The organism is Sulfitobacter sp. SK012 (genome assembly GCF_003352085.1).
Classification (GTDB): Bacteria; Pseudomonadota; Alphaproteobacteria; order Rhodobacterales; family Rhodobacteraceae; genus Sulfitobacter.
Genome location: NZ_CP025805.1, coordinates 72,367 through 94,071, shown reverse-complemented (window position 1 = coordinate 94,071; position 21,705 = coordinate 72,367). Strand labels below are relative to the sequence as shown.

The following is a 21,705-nucleotide window of genomic DNA, read 5'->3' as shown; positions in this document are numbered from 1 at the left end:
ATGGAGCCGCGCTCAAGATCATTCTACGTCCTAACCGCGTTCTTCGTTCTTTTCGTTATCTTCCTCTATGGTCCCACAATCACCATCGGCATTCTGTCGTTCCAGGGCCCTGGCGGCGGCTTGACTTTCCCAATGCGTGGGGTGTCGATGTATTGGTTCTTCGACCTGTTTGAACAGCAGGCTGTGGGCGACATCTGGGGCAGTTTCAGGCGCAGTATCATCTTGGGCTTTATGGTCATGGTGACCACTATTGTCGTGTCGGTGATGGGCGGGTTGGCCTTTCGCAAGAAGTTCCCCGGCTCCACCATCCTGTTTTATCTGATCATCACGGCGCTGGTGATCCCGTCGATCCTGATCTCGCTGGGTGTCGGCTTGCTGTTCTCTCAGGCGGGGATCAATGTGCATTGGGCGACCTCTGGCTTTGGCGCGCAGCTGACGTGGACGCTGCCCTTTGGATTGCTGATCATGTTCGCGGTCTTTAACCGTTTTGACAAAAGCTATGAAGAAGCCGCGCGCGATCAAGGGGCCACCGCATGGCAAACCATCCGTTTTGTGGTGCTGCCGATTATCGCCCCTTCGCTGATTGGTGTGGCCCTGTTCGGCTTCACGCTCAGCTATGATGAATTCGCCCGCACCTTGCTGACCTCGGGCAGCCGCAACACCCTGCCACTTGAGATTTACGGGATGACCACCAATGTCACCTCGCCTGTGCTGTATGCGCTGGGGACACTGACCACGATCTTTTCGCTGGTCATTATCGGCATCTTCCTGACCATCGCGGTCATCATGAACCGACGCCGCGCAGCCAAAGGCAATGACGCAGGCAAGGGCTTGGTATGATTGTCATCATTAACCCCAACAGCACCGTGTCGATGACAGAGGCCATGCTGGTAACGGCGCGCAGCGCCTGCCCCGATGCTCACATCGAAGCATGGACGTCCCGAGACGGACCGCCCGCCATCCAAGGTCCTGAAGACGGCGAGGCCTGCGTACCGCCGTTGTTAAAACTGGTTGCCAAAGCCTCTGAACGGGGCGCGCGGGCGATCATCATCGGCTGTTTTGACGACACGGGGTTGACCGAGGCGCGCGGCACCGCCAGCTGCCCCGTCATCGGGATTGGCCAAGCCGCCTATCATCTGGCCGTCCTCGCTGGTGCGCGGTTTTCGGTTGTCACGACCTTGGCCGTCTCATCCCCGATCCTTGAGCAGAACATCAAAAACTATGGGCTGGGTGGTAGCCTTGCCCAAGTTCGCGCCTCGGGCGTGCCCGTGCTGGACTTGGAAACAAGCGTTGAAGCGTCTGCCGACCGCGTGCTGGCCGAGATTGCCAACGCCCAAACCCAAGACGACATCCAATCCGTCGTGCTGGGCTGTGCTGGCATGTCACATATTCCCGCACGTGCCGGCTCTGAAATAACCGTTCGTCTGATCGACGGTGTCAAAGCTGCCGTGCAGATCGGAGCCTTGTTATGATCGACGATCCCCTTGCCAATGCCTGCGCGATCGTTACGGCCTATCTTGAACGCTCTATGGTGCCAGACCCCGAAGGCGCGGCGGCGTTTGTCTCACCGGAGTTGCAAATTACCTTCACTGGCGGACGGCAATTCACTGCGCCCGCCCAAACTGCAGCCTTTAACGCCAAACGCTACGCTTGGGTAAAAAAGCGGCCTTTACGGATGGATCCCGTGCTGGACCCTGAAACCGGAGAAGTGCGCGTCTATAGCACGGGCCACCTTTATGGCGTGTGGCCTGACGGCACACCATTCGATGGCAACCGCTATATGGACACCTTCGTGCTGCGCGACGGTCTGATCGTGGAAACCCATGTCTGGAATGACAGCGCTGAATGGCTATTGGAGCGCGCGGGACTCGCCGAGGCTCCGCTGTGACGCTCAGCGTCCATAACCGCTATGACTATGCGCCGATCACCCAGCGCCCCTCTTTTGTGTGGCCACAGGGCAAGGGGCTTGCAGTCTATCTAGGTATCAACCTTGAACACTTTGCCTTTGGCGAGGGGTTAGGGGCAGAGCTGGCCCCCGGTGGCCCGCAACCCGATGTGCTGAACTATGCATGGCGCGACTATGGTAACCGCGTTGGCGCGTGGCGTATGCTTGATATGATGGATGCTCTCGATCTGCCAGCCACTGTTTTGGTCAACTCAGAGGTTTCCAGTTATGCCCCTTCCCTGATCTCAGCACACCGCGCGCGTGGCGATGAGATTGCAGCCCATGGGCGCAGCAATTCAGAGCGTCAAAGCACGCTGAGTGAGGCCGAAGAAACCGCCCTGATCGCCGAGGCCACGGCTGTCATTACCACCGCTGAAGGACAGCCTCCTGCGGGCTGGCTCAGCCCTTGGATTGCAGAAAGCCGGATCACGCCAGACCTGCTGCAAGAGGCCGGATACAGCTATACTTTGAACTGGTGCATGGACGATCAACCCGTCTGGATGCGCACGCGCAGCGGGCCGCTTTTGTCTGTGCCGTATCCGCAAGAGGTCAACGACATTCCCGCCATCATCGCGCGCAAGGATGGGCCGGCAGACTTCGCTGCCCTGATCACCGACAGTTTTGACGAGATGCTGGATCAGGCCACACAGCAACCTTTGGTCATGGGGATTGCCTTGCATCCCTACATCGTCGGCCAACCCGCCCGGCTGCGTCATCTGCGCCAAGCGCTGCGCCATGTCTGCGCTCGTCGTTCCGATATCTGGCTGACCACTGCTGGCAATATTGCACAGGCTTTTGCTGCCCAAGTGTCAGCCCCAGACCGGAGACCGAATGATGCGTAAACTGATCACCGCCGCCGCCCAAATGGGGCCCATCGCGAAATTGGAAACCCGAGCCGATACGGTGGGCCGCCTGCTTGAGATGATGCGCGAGGCAAAGGGGCGTGGCTGTGAATTAGTCGTTTTCACCGAACTTGCGCTCACCACCTTTTTCCCCCGCTGGATGATCGAGGATGAGGCAGAGCTGGACAGCTACTACGAGACTGAAATGCCAAGTGCGGCCACGCAACCGCTGTTTGATGAGGCCAAAAAGCTGGGGATCGGGTTCTATCTTGGCTATGCAGAACTGCGGGTAGAGAACGGCGTAAAGCGGCGTTTCAACACCTCGATCCTTGTGAACCAAAAGGCGCAGATCATCAGTACCTACCGCAAGGTCCATTTGCCCGGACATTCTGAACCACAGCCTGGCCGTGATTTTCAACACCTTGAGAAGCGGTATTTCGAACCGGGGGATCTGGGATTTCCGGTGGTCAAAGGGTTTGGCGGCAACATGGGCATGGCAATTTGCAATGACCGGCGATGGCCTGAAACCTACCGTGTGATGGGGCTGCAGGACGTTGAGATGGTCATGCTGGGCTATAACACGCCCTTTGGACATGTGGGCGAACAGGCGATGGACAGCCTGACGCTGTTTCACAATCACCTCTCGATGCAGGCGGGGGCCTATCAGAACGCCACATGGGTCGTGGGCACCGCTAAATGCGGCAATGAAGAAGGCTCCAAAATGGGCGGGCAAAGCGTGATTATCGCGCCGTCGGGTGAGATTGTGGCACAGGCCGTGACCGTGGAGGACGAGGTCATCACCGCCGCCTGCGATCTGGATTTGGGCAAGCGCTACAAAGAAACGGTCTTTGATTTCGCGGCCCACCGCCGCCCCGAACACTACGGTCTTATTGTTGAGCGCACCGGCGCCATCCCCCCGAAGAGCTGAGGAAAAACATGTCAAAAGTCATCAAAGGCGGCACCATTGTCACCGCTGACCGCACTTATACCGCAGATATCTTGATTGAAGGTGAGGTCATCACCGAGATCGGCCCTGACTTGAGCGGAGATACCGTTATTGACGCCACGGGCTGTTTTATCATGCCCGGCGGCATCGACCCCCATACGCATCTGGAAATGCCGTTCATGGGCACGTGCACCGCCGAGACATGGGAAAGCGGCACCTTTGCTGCGGCTTCTGGCGGGACCACGATGGTTGTCGATTACATCATCCCCGGCGACGACGGGATCCTGCCCGCCTTGGATGAATGGGCTGAACGTGCTGCGCGCCAAGCGTCTTGTGACTACAGCTTTCACATGGCCATCACCGGTTGGTCGGAACAGATATTTAACGACATGGCCACTGTGGTTGATCGCGGCGTGAACAGCTTTAAACACTTCATGGCCTACAAGGGCGCATTGATGGTGAACGACGACGAAATGTTTGCGTCCTTCTCGCGCTGTGCGGCTTTGGGGGCACTGCCTTTTGTGCACGCTGAAAACGGCGATCTGGTCGCGTCATTGCAGCAGAAATTTCTGGCCGAGGGCAACAGCGGACCAGAGGCACATGCCTTTTCACGCCCCGCTTCTGTCGAGGGGGAAGCGACGAACCGCGCCATCACAATCGCCGACAACGCGGGCGTTCCGGTCTATATCGTTCACACCAGCAGTGAAGATGCGCATGAAGCGATCCGGCGCGCGCGCCAGAACGGCCAGCGGGTCTGGGGCGAGCCGTTGATCCAACATTTGTTGCTGGATGAGAGCGAATACGCGAACCCCGATTGGGATCATGCCGCACAGCGCGTTATGTCCCCCCCCTTCCGCGACAAGAAACACCAAGATGGGCTTTGGGCGGGCTTGGCTGCGGGATCTTTGCAGGTCGTGGCGACGGACCATTGCGCCTTTACGACAGAACAAAAGCGAATGGGGATTGGTGACTTTACCCAAATTCCAAACGGCACCGGCGGCCTTGAGGACCGCATGTCCTTGCTGTGGACTCACGGCGTTGTGACGGGTCGGCTGACGATGAATGAATTTGTGGCACTAACCTCGACCAACATTGCCAAGATTCTGAATATATATCCCCGCAAAGGGGCTGTGTTGGTTGGCGCGGATGCCGACCTTGTTGTTTGGGATCCAAAGGCCAGCAAGACGATTAGCGCCAAGACCCAGAAATCCGCCATCGATTACAACGTCTTTGAAGGGTTCGATGTGACAGGCATGCCGCGCTTTACGTTATCACGCGGCGACGTGGTTTGGGACGCTGGTGCTGGCAGTCAGGCGCAACCGGGCCGTGGCAAGTTCATTGAACGCCCCGCATTTCCGCCCACCAGCCAAGCACTCTCTGTTTGGAAGGAATTGATCGCGCCGCGCCCCGTTGCACGTGACCCGAAACATATGCCCATCGGCGTTTAACGCCCCTTAGGAGATCCCAAAATGACTAAGAAAATCATGTGTGCCATTGGCACTGACATCGACTCTGTTGCAGGCTGGATCGGGTCGTATGGCGGCGGTGATAGCCCCTCCGACATCCAACGCGGCATCTTTGCCACCGAAGTGGGTATTCCCCGCCTGCTGCGTATGTTCAAGAAATACGACATGCAGACCAGTTTTTTCATCCCCGGTCACAGCCTTGAGACCTTTCCGAAGGAAATGCAGATGATCGTCGATGCGGGCCATGAGGTTGGCGCGCATGGCTACATGCATGAAAACCCCGTCGCGATGACGCCGACCCAAGAAGAGGACGTGCTGGTCAAATCAATTGAGCTGATTGAAAAACTGACTGGCAAGGTGCCCACCGGCTATGTTGCCCCGTGGTGGGAGATGTCGAATTCTACAGCCGCCTTGCTGCAAAAATACAACTTTTCCTACGATCATAGCCAAGGATATCGCGACTTTCAGCCTTTCTATGCCCGCACGGGTGATGAATGGAATGTGATCGACTATACAAAGACAGCCGCCGATTGGATGCATCCGCTGGAACACGGTCACGAGATCGATTTGGTGGATATCGCCGCCAATTGGTATGTCGATGATTTGCCGCCCATGATGTTCATCAAAAATTCGCCCAACAGCCACGGTTTTGTGAACCCCCGCGATATTGAGCAATTGTGGAAAGATCAATTCGACTGGGTCTACCGCGAGATGGATTACGCGGTGTTTGCGATAACTATCCACCCCGATGTGTCCGGTCGTCCGCAGGTTCTGCTGATGCTGGAGCGGCTGATCGAATACATAAATGGCCATGAAGGGTGCGAGTGGATGACGTTTGACAGCATCGCCAACGATTTCCGTGCGCGGTTCCCGTTCGAGGGCGACGCCCGCCCAGAGGTGATCTGATGTGCAGCGCCTGCGGTTTCCCAGCGGCCCCCGGCCATTGGACCGAAGCAGGAACCGCAACACCACATGAGCGCCTGCGCGAACGGTTTCGCCGCGTGCAGGTTCTGAATGAGGTACTTCAGGGGTCGGGCATCAAAACCCATGATGGCGGGGTCATTCCCGGTATTCAGGTGATCTCTGCTGGCGGCGGCCAAACCATCGTGCCCAACCTTGAGGCGCTGTGGAGCGAGTTTGAAAAACGCAGCGGACGCGTCTTTGACCCGCTGGAGTTATGAAGGAAGCGACCGAGGGTCGTCTTCGTCTCACAATTCTGGGCGGTTTCCTTGGGTCTGGCAAGACGACTTGGCTGCGCCATCACCTGCATGAACGGGCATTTGGACGCGTACATGTAATCGTGAACGAAGCAGCGGCGGCCCCGGTTGATGATGCACTGCTCAGCGCTGCGGACCGCCTGACCCTTTTAGCGGGAGCCTGCGTCTGTTGCACAGGCCAGAGCGATTTCCTTCGAGTTCTACTGGGCCTATGCGATGACCGCTCCGGTTTGGCAGATCCCAGCATGCGCGTGGAAAATATCGTGCTGGAAACCAGCGGCCTTGCTGACCCCGCAGCTATATTAGCCATGATACAGGCACATCCGGTCTTGGTACGTCAGATCGTTGTCGTTGAAACAATCGTCATTGTTGATGCGCTAAACGCCAGAACACAGATGGAGCAAGAGGTGCTTTGCCGACAGCAAATAGAAGCAGCTGACCGATTGATCCTGACCAAAACTGATCTTGCCGCCCCAAAAGACTTGGCCCGATTGGGCGCCACATTGAGAGCCATTGCACCCGGTGCCACCTTATCCGCCGCACGCTTTGGCAGCCCCTTGGGCCTTAAAGACCCGTGGTCCGATGATGAGCCCTTTGCCTTGCCTGAGATTTCTGAACACGACAGCAGCCCGATCAACGCCTGCCAGCTTGACCTTGGCGACACGCCGGATTGGACTGCTTTTACTGTGTGGCTCTCCGCCCTACTCTATGCGCGCGGTGATCAGATTGTTCGGGTTAAAGGTGTTGTGGTCACGCCCGCAGGCAGGCTCTTGCTGCAAACTGTACGCCGCTCGGTTCAATCACCGGAGATCTTGCCGGAAAGTGCTACACCCGTTGAGGGCGACAACACCATCGCCGTGATTGGCCGCGGTTTTTCCCAAGACCAGCTTGCCGCTTCCTTCAATCATTTCTCGGCTTGAGCGAACAACCGACGTGCGACATCTGCGCAGATCAATCCGTCCGCAACATCTGCTGCAATCGCCTCGCGCGGGCGCAGCGCTGCGTCGCCATACCCCCCACCACACGGGCCAAGAGACACCAGTCTGTCACCAGCTTTCACTTTGAAATAGGGTACTTTGGACGGCAACATCTGCTCCGTTCCGTCCGAACGTATCAAGGTCAAAGAGGCCACATGCCCATCTGCACCGCCGTCAAACCCCCAAGGTTCAAAGGCATGCCCGTCACCTTCCAGCGAAAAGCCCGCATCTTCCAGAAATGTGAACTCCCTGATCGCACCAATGCCACCGCGCCACTGGCCTGCGGCCATGGCGTCTTCGCGCAGCTCATAGCGTTCAACCCGCAGCGGGATATGCGATTCAATATCTTCAACCGGATTATTGCGGGTGTTTGCATACAGCGTATCGACGGCGTCCATCCCGTCCATGCCAAACCGCCCACCATAGCTGCCTTCCATGATCTCCATATGTACCCAATGGTTGCCCGCCTTAAGGCCCGATATCGCGACAACGCGCAGGTTCCCGATGCCGGCAGAGACCTGTTGCGGCACAACTTGGGCAAAGGCACGCATCACGGTGTCGGCCAATTGGTTCCCAGAACAGAACCGCGCGATGACGGGGGCGGGAAAGATCGGATTGGCAAGGCAACCTTTGGGTGCCACGATTTCAATCGGGCGGGTCAGGCCTGAGTTTTGCGGGATATTGCCGTAGCTCACCGTGTCCAGCAGGATCGACCGGATCGTGAGCCAGACCGCGCAATCGACCGTCCCAATCAGGGGCATGTTGATCGGTTTGTCGGGCAGTTGTGGCGCGGTGCCTGTCAAATCGACGGTCAACGCATCGCCGCGCACTTTCAACGTCACGACCAACGGCAGTTTGCTGCGTGATGGATCGGGATCATCCAAAAATCCGTCAAGATAAGTCGTTGCACTATAATCCCCGTCGGGTAGATCGCGGATCGCACTGCGCATCAGGCGTTCGGAATAATCCATTAGATCGTGGAAAGCGGCCATCGTCTGCTCTAACCCGTGGTGGCCGACCAGCTCAAGGAAACGGGCAGCACCAATGCGCGCAGACTCAATCTGTGCTTCCATGTCACCGACAACCAAATCTTGGGCACGAATGTTTGCCCGCAGGATGTGCCAGACGGCTTCGTTCTTGACCCCCCTATCATAGACTTTGATCGCCTTGAATTGCAGCCCTTCGGCATAGGTATCAACCGCGTCTACAATCCCGCAACTGCCCGGTGACAGCGCCCCGATATCAAGGTGATGGGCCGTGGTGACGGACCAGCCGATCAGCTCCTCCGCCAAGAAGACCGGCACACAGAACGCGACGTCCGGCCCATGACTGGCCCCGCCATAAGGATCGTTGTGCATGATCACATCACCGATCCTGGCCGGATCACCGCGTTCCTTGAGCACTTCAAGAACGTTACGCACATAGCCCGGAATGGGCCCAGATTGCAGGGGCGTGGACATCTTGCATTCACACATCTGCAGGCCGTCCGCGTCTGTGAGGGCCGCGCCAAAATCCTCGGACTCGCGGATAATGGATGAATAGGACATCCGCATCAGCTTATGACCCATCTCAACCGCGATGTTCTCAAGTCCACCTTGGATGACAGCGGCGGTCACAGGATCTATGCGGGTCATGGCTGGCTCTCCAATGTGATGATGATACTTCCCGATGCGTGCACAAAGGCTGTGGCCTTGGAGGGCACGACAGTTGTGCTGTCTTTTTGCAAAAGGATGGCTGGGCCGTTGATCGGTGTACCGACCGGCAAAGCATCCCGCCTATAGACGCTTGTCTCAAAGGTTTTGAGAATGCCAGCCTCTCTGAAAACGCTCTCACGTGTATACAAAAACGCGGTTTCAAGGCTACCGCCTTCAAGGCGTGGCATGTGTTCAAGCTTGGGCATGTGCCCCACGGCTGTGACGCGCAAATTCACCAGCTCGATAGGGCTATCTTCAAAGGCGTGGCCGTATTCTGCGGCGTGGATGCCATGGAACATGTTCCACACATCCGCAATGGCAACCGCGTCTATCAGACCTGCTGCGAATGGCACCTTCAATTCATATCCCTGCCCAACATACCGCAGATCGCCTGACCGTTGAAACGCAACATCATTCCCTTCGACACCGTCTTGCGCAAAACGCGCCATCAGATCGGCCTCCATCGCGCTAAAATCAGCATTGATCCAATCCAGATCACACGACGTTGACACCTGAAACTGCGTGCGGATCGCGTCGTATTTGAGGTCCGCTGTTAAGAGCCCCATGGCAGAGGTTATGCCGGGATAGGGCGGAATGATGACTTCGGGAATTTGCAACATCATGGCTACTTCGGCACCGTGCAGCGGCCCTGCCCCACCCATTGCAACAAGCGCAAAACCGCGTGGGTCGATGCCTTTCTGCACAGTGCGAGACCGAATTGCGTTGGCCATATTGGCATTCAATATTGTCAGGACCCCTTCGGCTGCCGCCAGCTTCTCGATCCCCAGATCGCTTGCGAGCTGGCCGATCACTGCGTCAGAAGCGGCCGCGTCCAACCCCATCTCACCGCCGAGAAAGTCGCCAGGCTCCAGCCGTCCCAACACCAAATTGGCGTCCGTCACAGTGGGTTGCGTCCCGCCCTTGCCGTAAGCTGCAGGTCCGGGCACGGCACCGGCGCTTTGTGGTCCGACGCGAAACGCCCCACCTTTATCCACATAGGCGATTGACCCGCCACCCGCACCGATGGTGTGAATATCCAGCATCGGCATCAGCAATGGGAACCCCGCGATAGACGTAGAGCGGGCATCGGTTTGCGCAAATGTCCCGTCCACGGCGATGCCGATATCCGCAGAGGTGCCCCCGATATCAAAGGTGATCAGCCGTGTGCGTCCACATTGCGCACCGATCCATCCACCACCAAGAACCCCCGCCGCAAGACCGGACATCAGGGTAAGAGCCGGATTTTCGGTCACCATCCTTGGCGTCGCAACACCACCGTTCGAGGCCATGATCCGCAGGTCTCCTTTTACACCCATGCGGCGCAGAGCCTCACCTAGACCGGAGATATAACTGCCCATCTTGGGGCCCACAAAGGCCGCCAAAGCCGCTGTAGTAAATCGTTCAAATTCGCGAAACTGGGGAGAGATCTCTGCTGACGTGGTTACAAAGGCATCGGGCATGACGTCTTGCACAATCGCTTTGGCGCGCAATTCATGGGTGGGGTTGAGGTAAGAAAACAGGAAACAGATCGCAACTGCGTCAACACCCGCGTCAAACAATTGCTCTGCAGCGGTGCGCACCTCTACCTCATTCAGGGGCACCAGTTCTGCGCCAGTTGGCGGGGTCACCCGCCCAGCCACAGTCTTACGGTAACGTCGTGCAATCAGCGGGCGGTTTTGCCACGGCAGTTCCTGCATGATCGAATAATGCTCAACCCGTTGGTGGCGCCCGATGTGCAGCACATCACGAAAGCCTTCGTTCGTGATCATTCCTGCCCGCGCGCCTTTGCCCTCCAGCACCGCATTTGTCGCGGTCGTGGTGCCGTGAAACACGTGGTCGATGTCCTCAGGTTGGAAGCCATTCAAATCACAGATCGCATTGATGCCCTCGATGACGCCACGGGAGGGATCGTCGGGCGTTGTTGGAACCTTGTGTATCCCCAGATCTCCAGTGTCGGGGTCAAAAAAGATCAGGTCGGTAAATGTCCCTCCGACGTCAACGCCAATTGTCTTCATGTTAGCTCCCCCGCTGCGTTGCTTTACATAATCTGAGGGCCAAGCGCGTCAATTGCCTAGTCTGCACCATATAAACTCAGGCAAGGTGCCATTGTTGTGCCGACACACATGGCAACAAGCAGCGGTCTGCCCATTTTTTGGGCGGTTCGAATGAATGTAAAGCGGTCCGCTTTCGCAAACCTGTTCTCTTGGGCTGGACATATTCACAATAGCGTAATGATAGAGCCGCAAACATCAATCGAACGCCCGACTGGTTTCGAGCAGTGCGTCATGCCTCAAGACTCCATTGACTGAAAGGGAACCCAATGCGCGCGGTAGTTTTTGAAACACCCGATGGACGACCAGAATCAACGGTGATCAAGGACGTTCCCGCGCCCACCTCGTTTCTTGGCCAAGTCGTCGTCCAAGTTGCCTACGCCGGATTGAACTATGCCGATCTAATGATGCGCAGCGGCATTTACCCCCATCCTAAAGGTTATCCACTGGTCGCGGGGCTTGAGCTGGCTGGCACAGTGTCGCAGATCGGGCCAGATGTGACCGGTATTGCCATAGGGGACCGGGTCGCAGCTTTCAGCGAGGACGCCGGTTCCTTTGCAGAGTATTGCGCGGTTCCGACCGAGCGGTTGATCAAACTGCCGCAAGGTATCGGATTTGATGTCGGTGCGGCGTTTTATGTGCAGGCCATGACCGCTTGGAACCTGCTCCATACGGTAAGCAAGACACAGCCGGGTGATACCGTTCTTATCCATGCGATTGGCGGCGGCGTTGGGCTGTATCTGACGCAACTGGCCAAAGCCGCCGGCGCGCAGGTGATCGGAACCGTTGGCACTGCAGGCAAAGAAAAACGTGCGCTGGATTTTGGGGCGGACCTTGTCATTAACAGGAGCAAAGAGGATTTTGTTGAAGCCGTCGCGGATTTTACCAAAGGGCGCGGCGTCGACAAAGTTATTGATTCCACAGGCGCTTCTATCCTCGATCGCAGCTTTGAAACTATCCGCCCGCTTGGGCATGTCGTCAGCTATGGTGAGGCTGAAGGGAAACCCTTTGCGAACCTCTGGGAACAATTGGTCAAAAAATCACTGACATTTACCCGCATGCATTTGGGCCACATGGACTATGGGTCTGAGGATTGGATGCGGGGGTCTAGGTCGGTGCTCGACATGATTATGGACGGAACGCTGATTTGCCCGATTGAGGGAACGCACGCCCTCGACGATGTTAACGATATGTTCGCGGCCCTTGCCTCCCGCCAACTCGCGGGAAAGGTGATTCTTAAGATCAGGTAAAGACCGATAGTGTGCCGTGTTAGGCACCTACATCCTTGCCCAGACCCAAAGAGTGCATTCGGAAAGGTTCTGTCGCAAACTTTTAGAATATGGGCCTGCTTGGTAATCTGTGGTAGACGCCGCCTTTTGAATTCGAGGGTGAGCATCAAAACGTGACGATTGATTTCAAAGGCAGCCACTATCCCAGATCCGTGATCCTGTACGCTGTGTTTTTCTATGTACGATATGCCGTTTCGTATCGTGATCTGGAGGAGATTATGGCGGAACGTGGGGCCGAAGTTGACCATGCAACGCTGAACCGTTGGGTGATAAAGTTCTCCCCCTTGATTGCGATGGAAGCGCACAAACGAAAGCGAAAGACTGCTGTATCCTGGCGCATGGATGAAACTTATATCAAGGTGAAAGGCAAGTGGACGTATTATTACCGAGCCATCGACAAGTTCGGGAAAACCCTTGATTTTATGCTTTCGGAGCACCGGGATGAGGCTGCAGCAACGGCGTTTTTTGCACGCACAATCGGCAACAACGGCTTCCCCGACAGAGTTGTAATCGACAAAAGTGGGGCAAATCTCGCAGGGCTGCACAACATGAATTGCCTACTGATTTTGAACGGGTGGTTTTGGCTGATCGAAATCCTGCAGGTCAAATATCTGAACAAAATCATTGAGCAGGACCACCGGTTCATCAAGAAACTGACAATCCGCATTCCAGCAATTCGCCGCCCTCGCTGGATAACTGTGTCTAGCGTCAGCTATGAATCCGCTATTTGCCAAACTTTGCAACAGAACCCCCGCGAGCCAGTCCAACCAACCGCGAAAACTTTGCGACAGAACCCTGGTGGGCTGCTCAAATTTGGAAACGGGTATTGTTTATGATCGACTATGGTTCTTTCCACGGCGACACTGAACACGTGTTGTAGTCTTAATGAAACCAGCGCAGGATTTGCCAATGTATCGAACTGTTCGTCGCCTGACTTCAGTACTGATTTGCGCCATCGCGATTTTGGTGTGCTTGCCTGCTTGGTCCCAGTCGACCATTCAAAATTATTTTGGTACTGCTCCATCGGTGCCGATATGGAGCATATTCGATGATGGCGCCAATCCGAATTCGATTGGTTTTGATCTCAGCGGCAATCGGGTGCTGCGGGGAGCTATGCGTGGCGTTTCTGTCTTTGGCGCGGCTGACGGCGCGCATATTGCCAGTCTCGGTGCCGGCGCGTTCAGCCGTAGTTTTTCGAATGCAGTCCTATCAGATGACGGAGAAAGTGTTCACTTGGTGGTTGTTGTGGATGGTCAAAACCAGTTCTTTGAAACACGTCGTCTGAATGGCATCGGTGGACCTGACCTGTCTTCAGACATGCTGCCGCTTTTTCCGAATAATCACATCTCGTTCAATGCGGTGGATCGCAGTCACCGCGTTCATCTTTTTGGGGCAAAGTACCAGACTGCACATGTCGTTTATTCTGAAACAAAACAGGTGCTCGAAATTGCGTCTGATTTTGGAACTGCCAGCGGGGCCCCTCTCAGTTCGGGTGAATTTGCTCTGGTCGTGCGTGATGGGCTGGCGATCTATGATCAAACCGGATCCGAAATCAACCGCATTGCTGGTGGTGAGGTGTTCATGCCGGGTCAGGTGGCTGTGTCCGACGATGAGCGTTTGATGGCGGTTGAAGGATACCGTGACGATGAATTTAATGAGGTCATAAGAGTTTATGATCTTTACGCCGGACAGGTGGCGTATGACCTGTATCTTCCTGAACCAGACAAGCGGCAGTATATCGCAGGCCTGCGTTTTTCGGATGCAGGATTGGTTGTAGCGCTTGTGGATTATACCGATCGGGAGGATCAGGTATTGCGCGTATTTCGTTTGTTTCCGTCACGCGATGCCGAACTTTTGAGTAGCGTTGATTTGGGGAAAGACGGAACCTTGGCCGCGCTAAATGGAGACGCGACAAGGTTGGCGGTGACTTGGTTTAGTGGCCGGACAGAGCTGTTCGCGCTTGATAAACAACCTCAAACTGAGCCGCAAAACCCAACCCCACCAACGACGACACTGATACCGCGATTGGTTGCGGGGCTGGGACACCCTGACCAAATTTCGGACGTTGTTATTTCGTCTGACGGGCGTCTGATGGCCACTGCAGGCGACAATGGTGTTGTTTGGCTTTGGGATATGCAAACCAACCGCGCAATCAACGGACTGCTTGTGGCAGATTATGGGTCCACGCTGCTTTTTTCTGAGGATAGTCGATATCTCTACGTCGTAGATTCTCAGAGTTTTTATCAGTTCGAAACAGTGTCTGGCGATCTTGTTCATAGGTCTGATTTTCTGAGCGGCCGCCCAATCTTCTTTCAAGCGGATGCCAATGCCGAGGGGTTCTTTTCTTGCACTAACCGTCGTTGCTCGGGCTTTAGTGCACAGTCCGGAACGTGGCCGGAATTGATCGACACGCCATGGCGCCACTTTTCTCAAGCGCTCATGTGCGACGGTCAGTTTGTCCTGCGGAAAACGGAAGGGAACCGTTCGCAGATTGCTTTCTTGTCCCTCGGGGCAGAGCGGCAAGCGCGTATGATCTCGGTTGATCTGCCTGTTTCGTACGCCGCCTGTGCAAAAGACGGTGCCCTTTATTTGGGTACAGAAGATGGCTGGCTGCACAAAATCGCGTCGGATGGTAACGTTCTTTCCAAAATTGAACTGGGTGAATACGCAATTCGCGGCATTACCCAATTGCATGACGGCGCGGTTTTAGTGGCGATGAACGGGATTGGATACGTTGGCCGCAAGGATGTTCCGGCGCAATTATTCGTGCTCTCGCCCCACACCTTGTCAGTACAAAGACAAGCGGAGTTTTCAGGTGGACAGAATGGGACGGGTGCGCATGTTGAACATTTGGTTTTGTCACGCGACGGGAAGTTCGCAGTTACAACCACGCAAGCAGCGATGGCGTCCCCTGGCATTATGACCCGGTGGTCTGTGCCCGATTTGGTTCCCCGCGCAGGCCCCGCAACGACGATGCGCGTGCCGCAGAGCGTTCAGTTTAGCTCGAATGGCAAAAGTTTGGCGGTGACTTTTCGGGACGCTACCGCACTTTGGTCATTGGAAACCGGGCGGGTAACAAAGCATGTGTCACACGGTTTTATGAGCCGCGTTTTTTTGACCGAAGACGGCATTTCCTCAAAAGGCCCCAACAACGGTCCTCTTCCAGAGCAATACCGCCGCAGTTTCGAAGAGGGCCCTCTGCCGGTTCGCGTTCCCGGCTATGGGTTGGACGCGGATAAGAGCATGCTACTCAGGATTGGTGAGGATGACACGGCAGTTCTAATGTCTGAAGACGGGTCCAAGCAGGCTACGCTGTCACTTTCGGGAATTGATCCATTAGCTGCTGTCGCGTCTTCTGACTTGTCGAGCATTGTCGCGACGGGAATTGTTAGCAAAACTTTGCTGTGGAATGCCGCAACTGGCAAAAGTCAATTACTTGATGCGCGGATCGTGGGGAGGATGGGCGTCGCCTTTTCGCCGGATGGCACATTGGTCGCCTTGGCCGAAAGGACCGGATTTGTCTCGTTGTGGAAGATACAAACAGGCGAGCTTTTGGTCAGATTGGTCTCGATGCGGGATGGTGGATGGGCGGTCGCAAGCCCTGAAGGGCGATACGATGCCACCGATCCAGGGAATGTGGTGGGCCTGAGCTGGGTTCTGCCGGATGCCCCCCTCAGCCCCGAACCTGTTGAGACTTACTATCTGGACTACTATGAACCGCGCCTTCTGAGCCGCAAGGTGCTGGCTGAAGCATTCCCAGCGGTTCCGCTGCCATCAGAACGCAATCGCGTCACACCCGATATCCGGATAGCGAAAATCAGACCTTTGGGTGCAGATGCAGACGGGATTGCGCGCGTCGCGGTCGATATTGAACTGACGCAGAGATATCGTAACGGCGTCGCAAGCGGCATTGGCAGCGTCAAACTTTTCCGCGATGGGCAATTGGTCGGATCGTCATCGACAAATAGTTTCGATGGAACCGACATCATTACGGTGCAGTTCAACGGTATTCGTCTGCCGCCAGATCAATCGGTATTTGTGTTTTCGACTTACGCCTTCAACAATGACAGGATCAAAAGCGAAACTGAGGCCCGCTTGTTTGAAAGTCTGGGTCAGGAAACTGAAACACAGCGGCAGGCCTATGTCATCGCCGTCGGGGTAAATGCTTATGCGAACCCCTCGTGGAATTTGAGCTATGCGGCCTCGGATGCCGAGGCAAATACCCAGCTGATCTCGCAAGGGCTTGAGGCCAGTGGAGATTTCGAAAAAATTCACAGAATCGCGTTGATTTCACGCGATGATGGCCAACCTCAGCTGGCACGGCGCGACGTTATTGAGGCTGTGTTACGAAGGATCGCGGGACTGCCCCTGCCGGATGACCTGCCTCAAGACGTTTTAGAAATTGCCATGACGTTTCCACCGGCGCGCCCACAGGATCTTGTCTATCTGGCTCTGGCTGGTCATGGGCTTGCCACTCAGGACGGGCAATTTCATTTCTTTACCCAAGAGTTTGGCGCAGGCACCACGGGTCGGATGATCGATGACACGACGCTGAATAACACCCTCAATAGCGACCGTCTGGCAGACCTTCTAATGCAGATCGATGTGCGTGATATGCTATTGGTGATTGATGCCTGCAACTCGGCTGCGTCGGTAGAAGGAGGCGGTTTCAAACCCGGCCCTATGGGAAGCCGCGGATTGGGGCAGCTGGCTTATGACAAATCGATGCGGGTTCTGGCAGCCAGTCAATCTGAGGAACTGGCGCTTGAAAGTGACCAGTTGCTGCACGGGGCACTAAGCTATGCAATGCTGCGGGAAGGTTTGGAAGCAGAGCATGCCGACCGCGCACCAAAGGACGGTGCCACCAGCTTTTCCGAATTATTTGAATTTACAACACAACGCGTGCCGCTGCTTTACAGCGAATTGCAAACAGGCGGGTTCGTTCCGCTTGCCCGTGGTTCTTTTTCGCTTGTCGAAAGTGACGATGCAGATTTGCTGCAAGTGCAACGTCCGGCGCTGTTTGATTTTCGCCGCATCTCCAGTGCTGAGGTGGTTATGAAAACCTTGCCCAACTAAAAGCCCGAGCGAGATGATCAAACATGCCAAAGCCCGCCAAGTTGACTTAGGCTAGGAGCTATACCCATTTCAGGGGTCAAACACGCGCTACTTCTCGAGATTGCCAAGTAACATCGGTACAAGAGAATCCAGTTTTCCTGCATCCGCGCCCGACCGCGTCAACATCTGCCGCAATTCTTGCTCGGTCTGTACATTGTCACGTTGCATCAAAGCCATGATGTCAATCAACGTCTGACTTTCACACTGACCACGCTTATAGACCCAATTTTGCGAACCTCCTGCCGAGGTTTTTTTTGCCTCTAAGCCGCATCGCAGTGATGGATCTACGTTGCGCCAGAACAAGGCCATCATGTCGGCAAGCGCGGAACTGTCATCTGCAAAGTAGCTATGCGCCAACATGTCTTCGCCTAGTTCAGACATATCGATACTGTCGATATTCGCGCTGAACAAAGTATAATTGCCGCCTTGTCCGGCCCTTGGTGCGTTCCCGTGTAGACGGCGCGAAGATTCCAATGCCCAATCGTTCTCGGACGCATACAGTGTCAGGCGTTTTGCGATAGGCCGAATTGTCTGCATCATTTGGATGAAAAGTCCGGCGTCTACATCTGGAGCAGCAAAGAGGATTTGATCGAAAAGGGGTTTGGAGGATTCCGTTAGTCCGCGCCGCGCGGCCATCAACTCCAACGCATCTGTCAAGGCGCGGTTGCCCATGGAATGCGCCAGAATATGGATCGTTTGCGCGCCAGATTGGGCAACCAGATCCTCCAAAAACAGCGACAAACGCCGACCGCTGAGGCGCACAACGGCTGTATCAGAGATGTAGCTAATCGTAGATCCAGCCGAGGGCCATGAATAGAGCACCGGCAGCCCACCGTAGTTCATATCATACGCGACTTGTGCGGCACGTTTGGCGGCTTGATCGAATTGCACATTATATCCGTGCACGAAGACGAACAGCTCTTTGTTGCGGCGCATCTCCAGCCGATCTTGCATAGCAGTAAAGAATACTTCGCTTTCAAGAGGTACCACACTTTGCAACACAACGTGTTTTGCGGGGGAAGGGCCAAATTCCAATCGCCAAACCGAAGGAGCTTCGACCAACCCCTTTATATGTGTGTCTGGAATAGTGACAGTTGCCAATCCAAGCTCAAGTTCACCACGATCCCAGCCGTAAAATTCGTCTGGAATTTCTTTGCCACTGCGCGCGCGATCCGTTGCATAAAACACTTCAACTTCACGGTACCCCACACCTTCACCGCGCGTTGGAACCGCATCCGGGGACAGTGCTTGTGCGGCGGCGTCACGGTACTGCTTTGCCTCCGCCGCGCGATTCATCAAATCCGAAACCTCTGCAATTTCTTCCAGCGTACTGGCTATAACCTGCGCTGGTTGTGCGCCGTCACGTTGTTCTTCGAGCAATGCAAGAAGCTGGACACGTGCGGCACGATTGTTGTTCGTCTGGCGGAGCAAACTGGCTGCTTCGCGGTGCAATGCCGCAACATTTTTTTGCAGTTCTTGGCGAAACCGTGCAGCAAGGGCCGCCAGCTCAGACAGCACACCAGCTGCCTCAAGCTTCCGATCTGCTTTGATAAGGATATCAGCCTTGGCTCTGGCAAGATCAAAGACCAGACGCTGATCAGCGTTCGTCTGGGTTGATACTTCTGCAATCAACCCATCAATTTCTGCAAGAACTGCGACGACATCTGCCTGAGCAGAAAAATCGATCTGTGCTGCCCTGACATAGACATCCTGTGCTGAAACCGGCGCTGAAGGGAAAGCGAGAAGTGCTGTGGTCAAAAGAACATACTGAAGTCGCTGAAACATAGTACCCTCGGAAAATTTTAGGCCATCGGTGCATTTTGTAGCAAACCACAGTTTACGGGCACATTGCTGGAAGTAAACGGGAGCGGGTGCGAAAAACTAGTATTCCGGCCAGACATGAGTAGTGTGTACATGACCTACGAAACACTGGGGCACAATTTGAAACAAATATTATTCACTGTTTTTTGCGCAATTTTTCTGGCATCTGCGTCAATTGCGGAAACGCGCGCCTTGTTGGTTGGTGTATCCGACTACGATGATGAGACAGGGATAGTTGACCTCAAAGGCCCGGCAAATGACGTAGCACTTTTGCGAGACATGCTGCGGTTGCGTGAAGTGACTGATATTAGAATTCTGGCAGATGGCGTTGAGGGTGGGATCGCTCCGACGCGGGCTGCAATCCTTAAGGCTTTTGAAGACCTTGCTGAGGCTGCGCAAAAAGGTGATTTTGTTTATATTCACTTTTCTGGTCACGGGACGCGTCAGCCGGATCGAAATGGAGACGAAACAGATGGTCTGGATGAGGTTTTTTTGCCCGCTGACACAGGCCGTGCGCAACCGGGCCAAAACACCATCCCGAATGCATTGCTCGACGATGAAATAGGTGCTGCCGTCAAGAAGATTCGTACCAAAGGCGCTAATGTCTGGTTGGTGATGGATTCGTGTCATTCTGGTTCTGGCCTTAGGGCCGCTGCTCCCGGAACTGCTGCGCGTTTTGTGGACCCTGCAATTCTAGGCATTGCGGTAGCCAGCAGTCCAAGGCCCGAGGCACAGATTATCGAAGCGGCAACCACGGTTGATCAACCGAGTGATGGCAGTTTTCTGGCCTTTTATTCAGCGCGATCCACTGAAGTGGCACGCGAGATTAATTTAGCCCCCGAAGGCCAACCAGAGGCTTGGTATGGCCTGTTCTCGGCGACACTGGCAGCGCGCCTGCAAGCCCAAAAGGCGATTAGCTTTCGGCAACTTTTCCAAGCCGTATTAAGTGATATGAATGCGGATCATATTCCTGGAGGGGCGCGGCTTCAGACCCCATCTTGGGAAGGCCCGTTGATTGATGCGGCAGTATTTGGCGGGGAAGCGACCACGGGCTTGCGGCGCTACGCCGTCTCGGTTGATGAACTGGCTGCTGGTTTGGTGCATGGCATACCTGAGGGCACGCTTGTCGGATTGGTTGCGGATGCTGCTGACGGACCAGAGGCCATCATCGGCTTTGCCCAAACTGAAGATACGACACCAACATTGAGCTATCTGCGTCCTGTCGCGGCAGATTGCATTCCACGCAGTGACGGGCCGTGTGAATTTCTGGGCGAATTGGTAAAAGAGGCCCGATTTGCCCAAATAATCGCACGTCCGGTAGACGCAAAAACCCACCTGCGTGTACCGCAAGATTTGGTCAATGGGACCGCTCTAGGGAATGATCACCCGACAAAGTTGCCTTTGGACGCGGCTTTGGAACGTGTGAACGCCAACGCTGAGCAGGGTATTGTGCTTTCAGACAGTGATTATTCGGTTGAGGTAATATGGGATGGGACATCGCTTTGGTTCGGTCCGCGGGTTACGGCAGGGGACACATTGGTTGGCTTGACATGGACACCGGGGGAGGGCGACCTTGTCCCGCTTTTGACGCGGATCGCGCGTGCGGAAGCATTGGCGCGGATGCTGGACGGTGTCGCACAAAACGGCTCTCCGCTTTCGCCCAATCCTGTGCGGGTTATCGCAGCACACAACCCCGTGTCGGTACAGGACCTAGCAGCAATTGGTAGACCGATTTCGCCAAAACGGGAGTGCCGCAAGGCTGTGTCGCAGATCACCGCTGAAACGAAACAGCCTTTGATAGCAGGGGCCGACCTGAAACAATGCGATCAGCTTAGCTTTTCCGTGCAGGGCGAAACGGCGGGGGCGCGGGATGTGAACCGTGTGCATATCGACTCGAAATTTTGCATTTTTGCGGATTATGAGCGCGTCGAAGGCAATGCCGTGTCACGCCGACTGGGGGATGATATGACGATGTGTTCTGACTGCCCGGACGGGGATGGCGCAGGCGACGAGCGGCTATTTGTGATTATCACTGAGGGGAAAGCCAACAGTGAGGCGTTAAACCTTGAGGGTTTGATTGAAAACTGCGGCGCGGCTGCCGGTGGAACACGCGGTGGTGCTGCGACCAACCAAGCAATGAATTTTCTAAGTCAGATTGCAACGCGCCCCGACACCCGTGGATCTATGAGTGGGTTTGGCATTTCGGGTATATGGGTCGAAACATTTAGCTGGCGCGTTTTGCCGCGTCGGGAGGCGTTCCGGCAAGCAGGTCGCGCCTTGGACAATTGAGGCTCGGAACTGCTTAGCAATCGACGGGCAGTTCTAGGTATAGGACACTATTT

General features: G+C 55.4%; 15 protein-coding genes and 1 pseudogene. 13 read left to right on the top strand and 3 right to left on the bottom strand.

The annotated features are described in order from the left end of the window. The 9 genes from C1J03_RS23755 to C1J03_RS23715 are packed head-to-tail and all read left to right on the top strand — an operon-like array spanning window position 1 to window position 7,336. A complete protein-coding gene (locus C1J03_RS23755; RefSeq protein WP_114889227.1) occupies window positions 1–840 on the top strand; it encodes an ABC transporter permease in 840 nt (279 codons plus the stop codon). After that, window positions 837–1,472: an aspartate/glutamate racemase family protein gene (locus C1J03_RS23750; RefSeq protein WP_114889226.1), complete on the top strand. Its 636-nt coding sequence runs from the start codon at window positions 837–839 to the stop codon at window positions 1,470–1,472. Before C1J03_RS23755 ends, C1J03_RS23750 begins: the two co-directional genes overlap by 4 nt. Further along, window positions 1,469–1,888, top strand: coding sequence for a nuclear transport factor 2 family protein (locus C1J03_RS23745; RefSeq protein ID WP_114889225.1), 420 nt, complete (start codon window positions 1,469–1,471; stop codon window positions 1,886–1,888). The genes C1J03_RS23750 and C1J03_RS23745 overlap by 4 nt, the downstream gene beginning before the upstream one ends. Next, complete coding sequence (locus C1J03_RS23740) at window positions 1,846–2,787, top strand: polysaccharide deacetylase family protein (protein ID WP_114889224.1); 942 nt, start codon at window positions 1,846–1,848, stop codon at window positions 2,785–2,787. The genes C1J03_RS23745 and C1J03_RS23740 overlap by 43 nt, the downstream gene beginning before the upstream one ends. Continuing rightward, on the top strand, window positions 2,777–3,715 hold the full coding sequence (locus C1J03_RS23735) for an N-carbamoyl-D-amino-acid hydrolase (RefSeq protein WP_114889223.1): 939 nt from the start codon (window positions 2,777–2,779) through the stop codon (window positions 3,713–3,715). The genes C1J03_RS23740 and C1J03_RS23735 overlap by 11 nt, the downstream gene beginning before the upstream one ends. An 8-nt stretch (window positions 3,716–3,723) precedes the next feature. Then, the gene (gene hydA / locus C1J03_RS23730; RefSeq protein ID WP_114889222.1) at window positions 3,724–5,181 is read left to right on the top strand and encodes a dihydropyrimidinase; all 1,458 of its coding nucleotides are present in this window, start codon (window positions 3,724–3,726) and stop codon (window positions 5,179–5,181) included. A 21-nt stretch (window positions 5,182–5,202) separates the two neighbouring features. Further along, window positions 5,203–6,105 (top strand): polysaccharide deacetylase family protein, encoded by a 903-nt coding sequence (locus tag C1J03_RS23725; RefSeq protein ID WP_114889221.1) that lies wholly within the window; start codon window positions 5,203–5,205, stop codon window positions 6,103–6,105. After that, on the top strand, window positions 6,105–6,380 hold the full coding sequence (locus C1J03_RS23720) for a hypothetical protein (RefSeq protein ID WP_114889220.1): 276 nt from the start codon (window positions 6,105–6,107) through the stop codon (window positions 6,378–6,380). The genes C1J03_RS23725 and C1J03_RS23720 overlap by 1 nt, the downstream gene beginning before the upstream one ends. After that, window positions 6,377–7,336, top strand: coding sequence for a CobW family GTP-binding protein (locus tag C1J03_RS23715; RefSeq protein ID WP_114889219.1), 960 nt, complete (start codon window positions 6,377–6,379; stop codon window positions 7,334–7,336). Before C1J03_RS23720 ends, C1J03_RS23715 begins: the two co-directional genes overlap by 4 nt. On the opposite strand, the gene C1J03_RS23710 is transcribed toward C1J03_RS23715, so the two are convergent. Together C1J03_RS23710 and C1J03_RS23705 are read right to left on the bottom strand one after the other, a co-directional pair. After that, window positions 7,321–9,027 carry a hydantoinase B/oxoprolinase family protein gene (locus C1J03_RS23710; protein WP_114889218.1) on the bottom strand — a complete coding sequence of 569 codons (1,707 nt, stop codon included), beginning with the start codon at window positions 9,025–9,027 and terminating at the stop codon, window positions 7,321–7,323. The two genes, C1J03_RS23715 and C1J03_RS23710, sit on opposite strands and share 16 nt — an antisense overlap. Continuing rightward, window positions 9,024–11,102, bottom strand: coding sequence for a hydantoinase/oxoprolinase family protein (locus C1J03_RS23705; RefSeq protein ID WP_114889217.1), 2,079 nt, complete (start codon window positions 11,100–11,102; stop codon window positions 9,024–9,026). The genes C1J03_RS23710 and C1J03_RS23705 overlap by 4 nt, the downstream gene beginning before the upstream one ends. Window positions 11,103–11,407: 305 nt before the next feature. Here C1J03_RS23705 and C1J03_RS23700 point away from each other — a divergent pair, with 305 nt between their 5' ends. The 3 genes and pseudogenes from C1J03_RS23700 to C1J03_RS23690 all read left to right on the top strand — a co-directional run bounded on the left by C1J03_RS23700 (window position 11,408) and on the right by C1J03_RS23690 (window position 17,503). Next, window positions 11,408–12,388: a quinone oxidoreductase family protein gene (locus tag C1J03_RS23700; RefSeq protein WP_114889216.1), complete on the top strand. Its 981-nt coding sequence runs from the start codon at window positions 11,408–11,410 to the stop codon at window positions 12,386–12,388. A gap of 152 nt (window positions 12,389–12,540) precedes the next feature. Further along, a pseudogene (locus tag C1J03_RS23695) lies at window positions 12,541–13,086 on the top strand (IS6 family transposase); the annotation flags it as partial. 250 nt (window positions 13,087–13,336) lie between these two features. Further along, window positions 13,337–17,503 (top strand): WD40 repeat domain-containing protein, encoded by a 4,167-nt coding sequence (locus C1J03_RS23690; protein ID WP_114889215.1) that lies wholly within the window; start codon window positions 13,337–13,339, stop codon window positions 17,501–17,503. Window positions 17,504–17,590: 87 nt separating this feature from the next. Here the strand turns inward: C1J03_RS23690 and C1J03_RS23685 are convergent, their stop codons facing one another. Then, a complete protein-coding gene (locus tag C1J03_RS23685; RefSeq protein ID WP_114889214.1) occupies window positions 17,591–19,327 on the bottom strand; it encodes an alpha/beta hydrolase in 1,737 nt (578 codons plus the stop codon). Between the two features lie 156 nt (window positions 19,328–19,483). On the opposite strand from C1J03_RS23685, the gene C1J03_RS23680 reads away from it, so the two are divergent. Then, window positions 19,484–21,652, top strand: a complete 2,169-nt coding sequence (locus C1J03_RS23680) for a caspase family protein (protein ID WP_162798659.1) — start codon at window positions 19,484–19,486, stop codon at window positions 21,650–21,652. The last annotated feature ends 53 nt before the right edge of the window (window positions 21,653–21,705 follow it).

What these genes read in the sequence shown, in the direction of transcription:
- C1J03_RS23755 (WP_114889227.1), top strand. Translation starts at nt 1, where the DNA reads ATGGAGCCGCGCTCAAGATCATTCTACGTCCTAACCGCGTTCTTCGTT.
- C1J03_RS23750 (WP_114889226.1), top strand. Translation starts at nt 837, where the DNA reads ATGATTGTCATCATTAACCCCAACAGCACCGTGTCGATGACAGAGGCC.
- C1J03_RS23745 (WP_114889225.1), top strand. Translation starts at nt 1,469, where the DNA reads ATGATCGACGATCCCCTTGCCAATGCCTGCGCGATCGTTACGGCCTAT.
- C1J03_RS23740 (WP_114889224.1), top strand. Translation starts at nt 1,846, where the DNA reads ATGGCTATTGGAGCGCGCGGGACTCGCCGAGGCTCCGCTGTGACGCTC.
- C1J03_RS23735 (WP_114889223.1), top strand. Translation starts at nt 2,777, where the DNA reads ATGATGCGTAAACTGATCACCGCCGCCGCCCAAATGGGGCCCATCGCG.
- hydA (WP_114889222.1), top strand. Translation starts at nt 3,724, where the DNA reads ATGTCAAAAGTCATCAAAGGCGGCACCATTGTCACCGCTGACCGCACT.
- C1J03_RS23725 (WP_114889221.1), top strand. Translation starts at nt 5,203, where the DNA reads ATGACTAAGAAAATCATGTGTGCCATTGGCACTGACATCGACTCTGTT.
- C1J03_RS23720 (WP_114889220.1), top strand. Translation starts at nt 6,105, where the DNA reads ATGTGCAGCGCCTGCGGTTTCCCAGCGGCCCCCGGCCATTGGACCGAA.
- C1J03_RS23715 (WP_114889219.1), top strand. Translation starts at nt 6,377, where the DNA reads ATGAAGGAAGCGACCGAGGGTCGTCTTCGTCTCACAATTCTGGGCGGT.
- C1J03_RS23710 (WP_114889218.1), bottom strand. Translation starts at nt 9,027, where the DNA reads ATGACCCGCATAGATCCTGTGACCGCCGCTGTCATCCAAGGTGGACTT.
- C1J03_RS23705 (WP_114889217.1), bottom strand. Translation starts at nt 11,102, where the DNA reads ATGAAGACAATTGGCGTTGACGTCGGAGGGACATTTACCGACCTGATC.
- C1J03_RS23700 (WP_114889216.1), top strand. Translation starts at nt 11,408, where the DNA reads ATGCGCGCGGTAGTTTTTGAAACACCCGATGGACGACCAGAATCAACG.
- C1J03_RS23690 (WP_114889215.1), top strand. Translation starts at nt 13,337, where the DNA reads ATGTATCGAACTGTTCGTCGCCTGACTTCAGTACTGATTTGCGCCATC.
- C1J03_RS23685 (WP_114889214.1), bottom strand. Translation starts at nt 19,327, where the DNA reads ATGTTTCAGCGACTTCAGTATGTTCTTTTGACCACAGCACTTCTCGCT.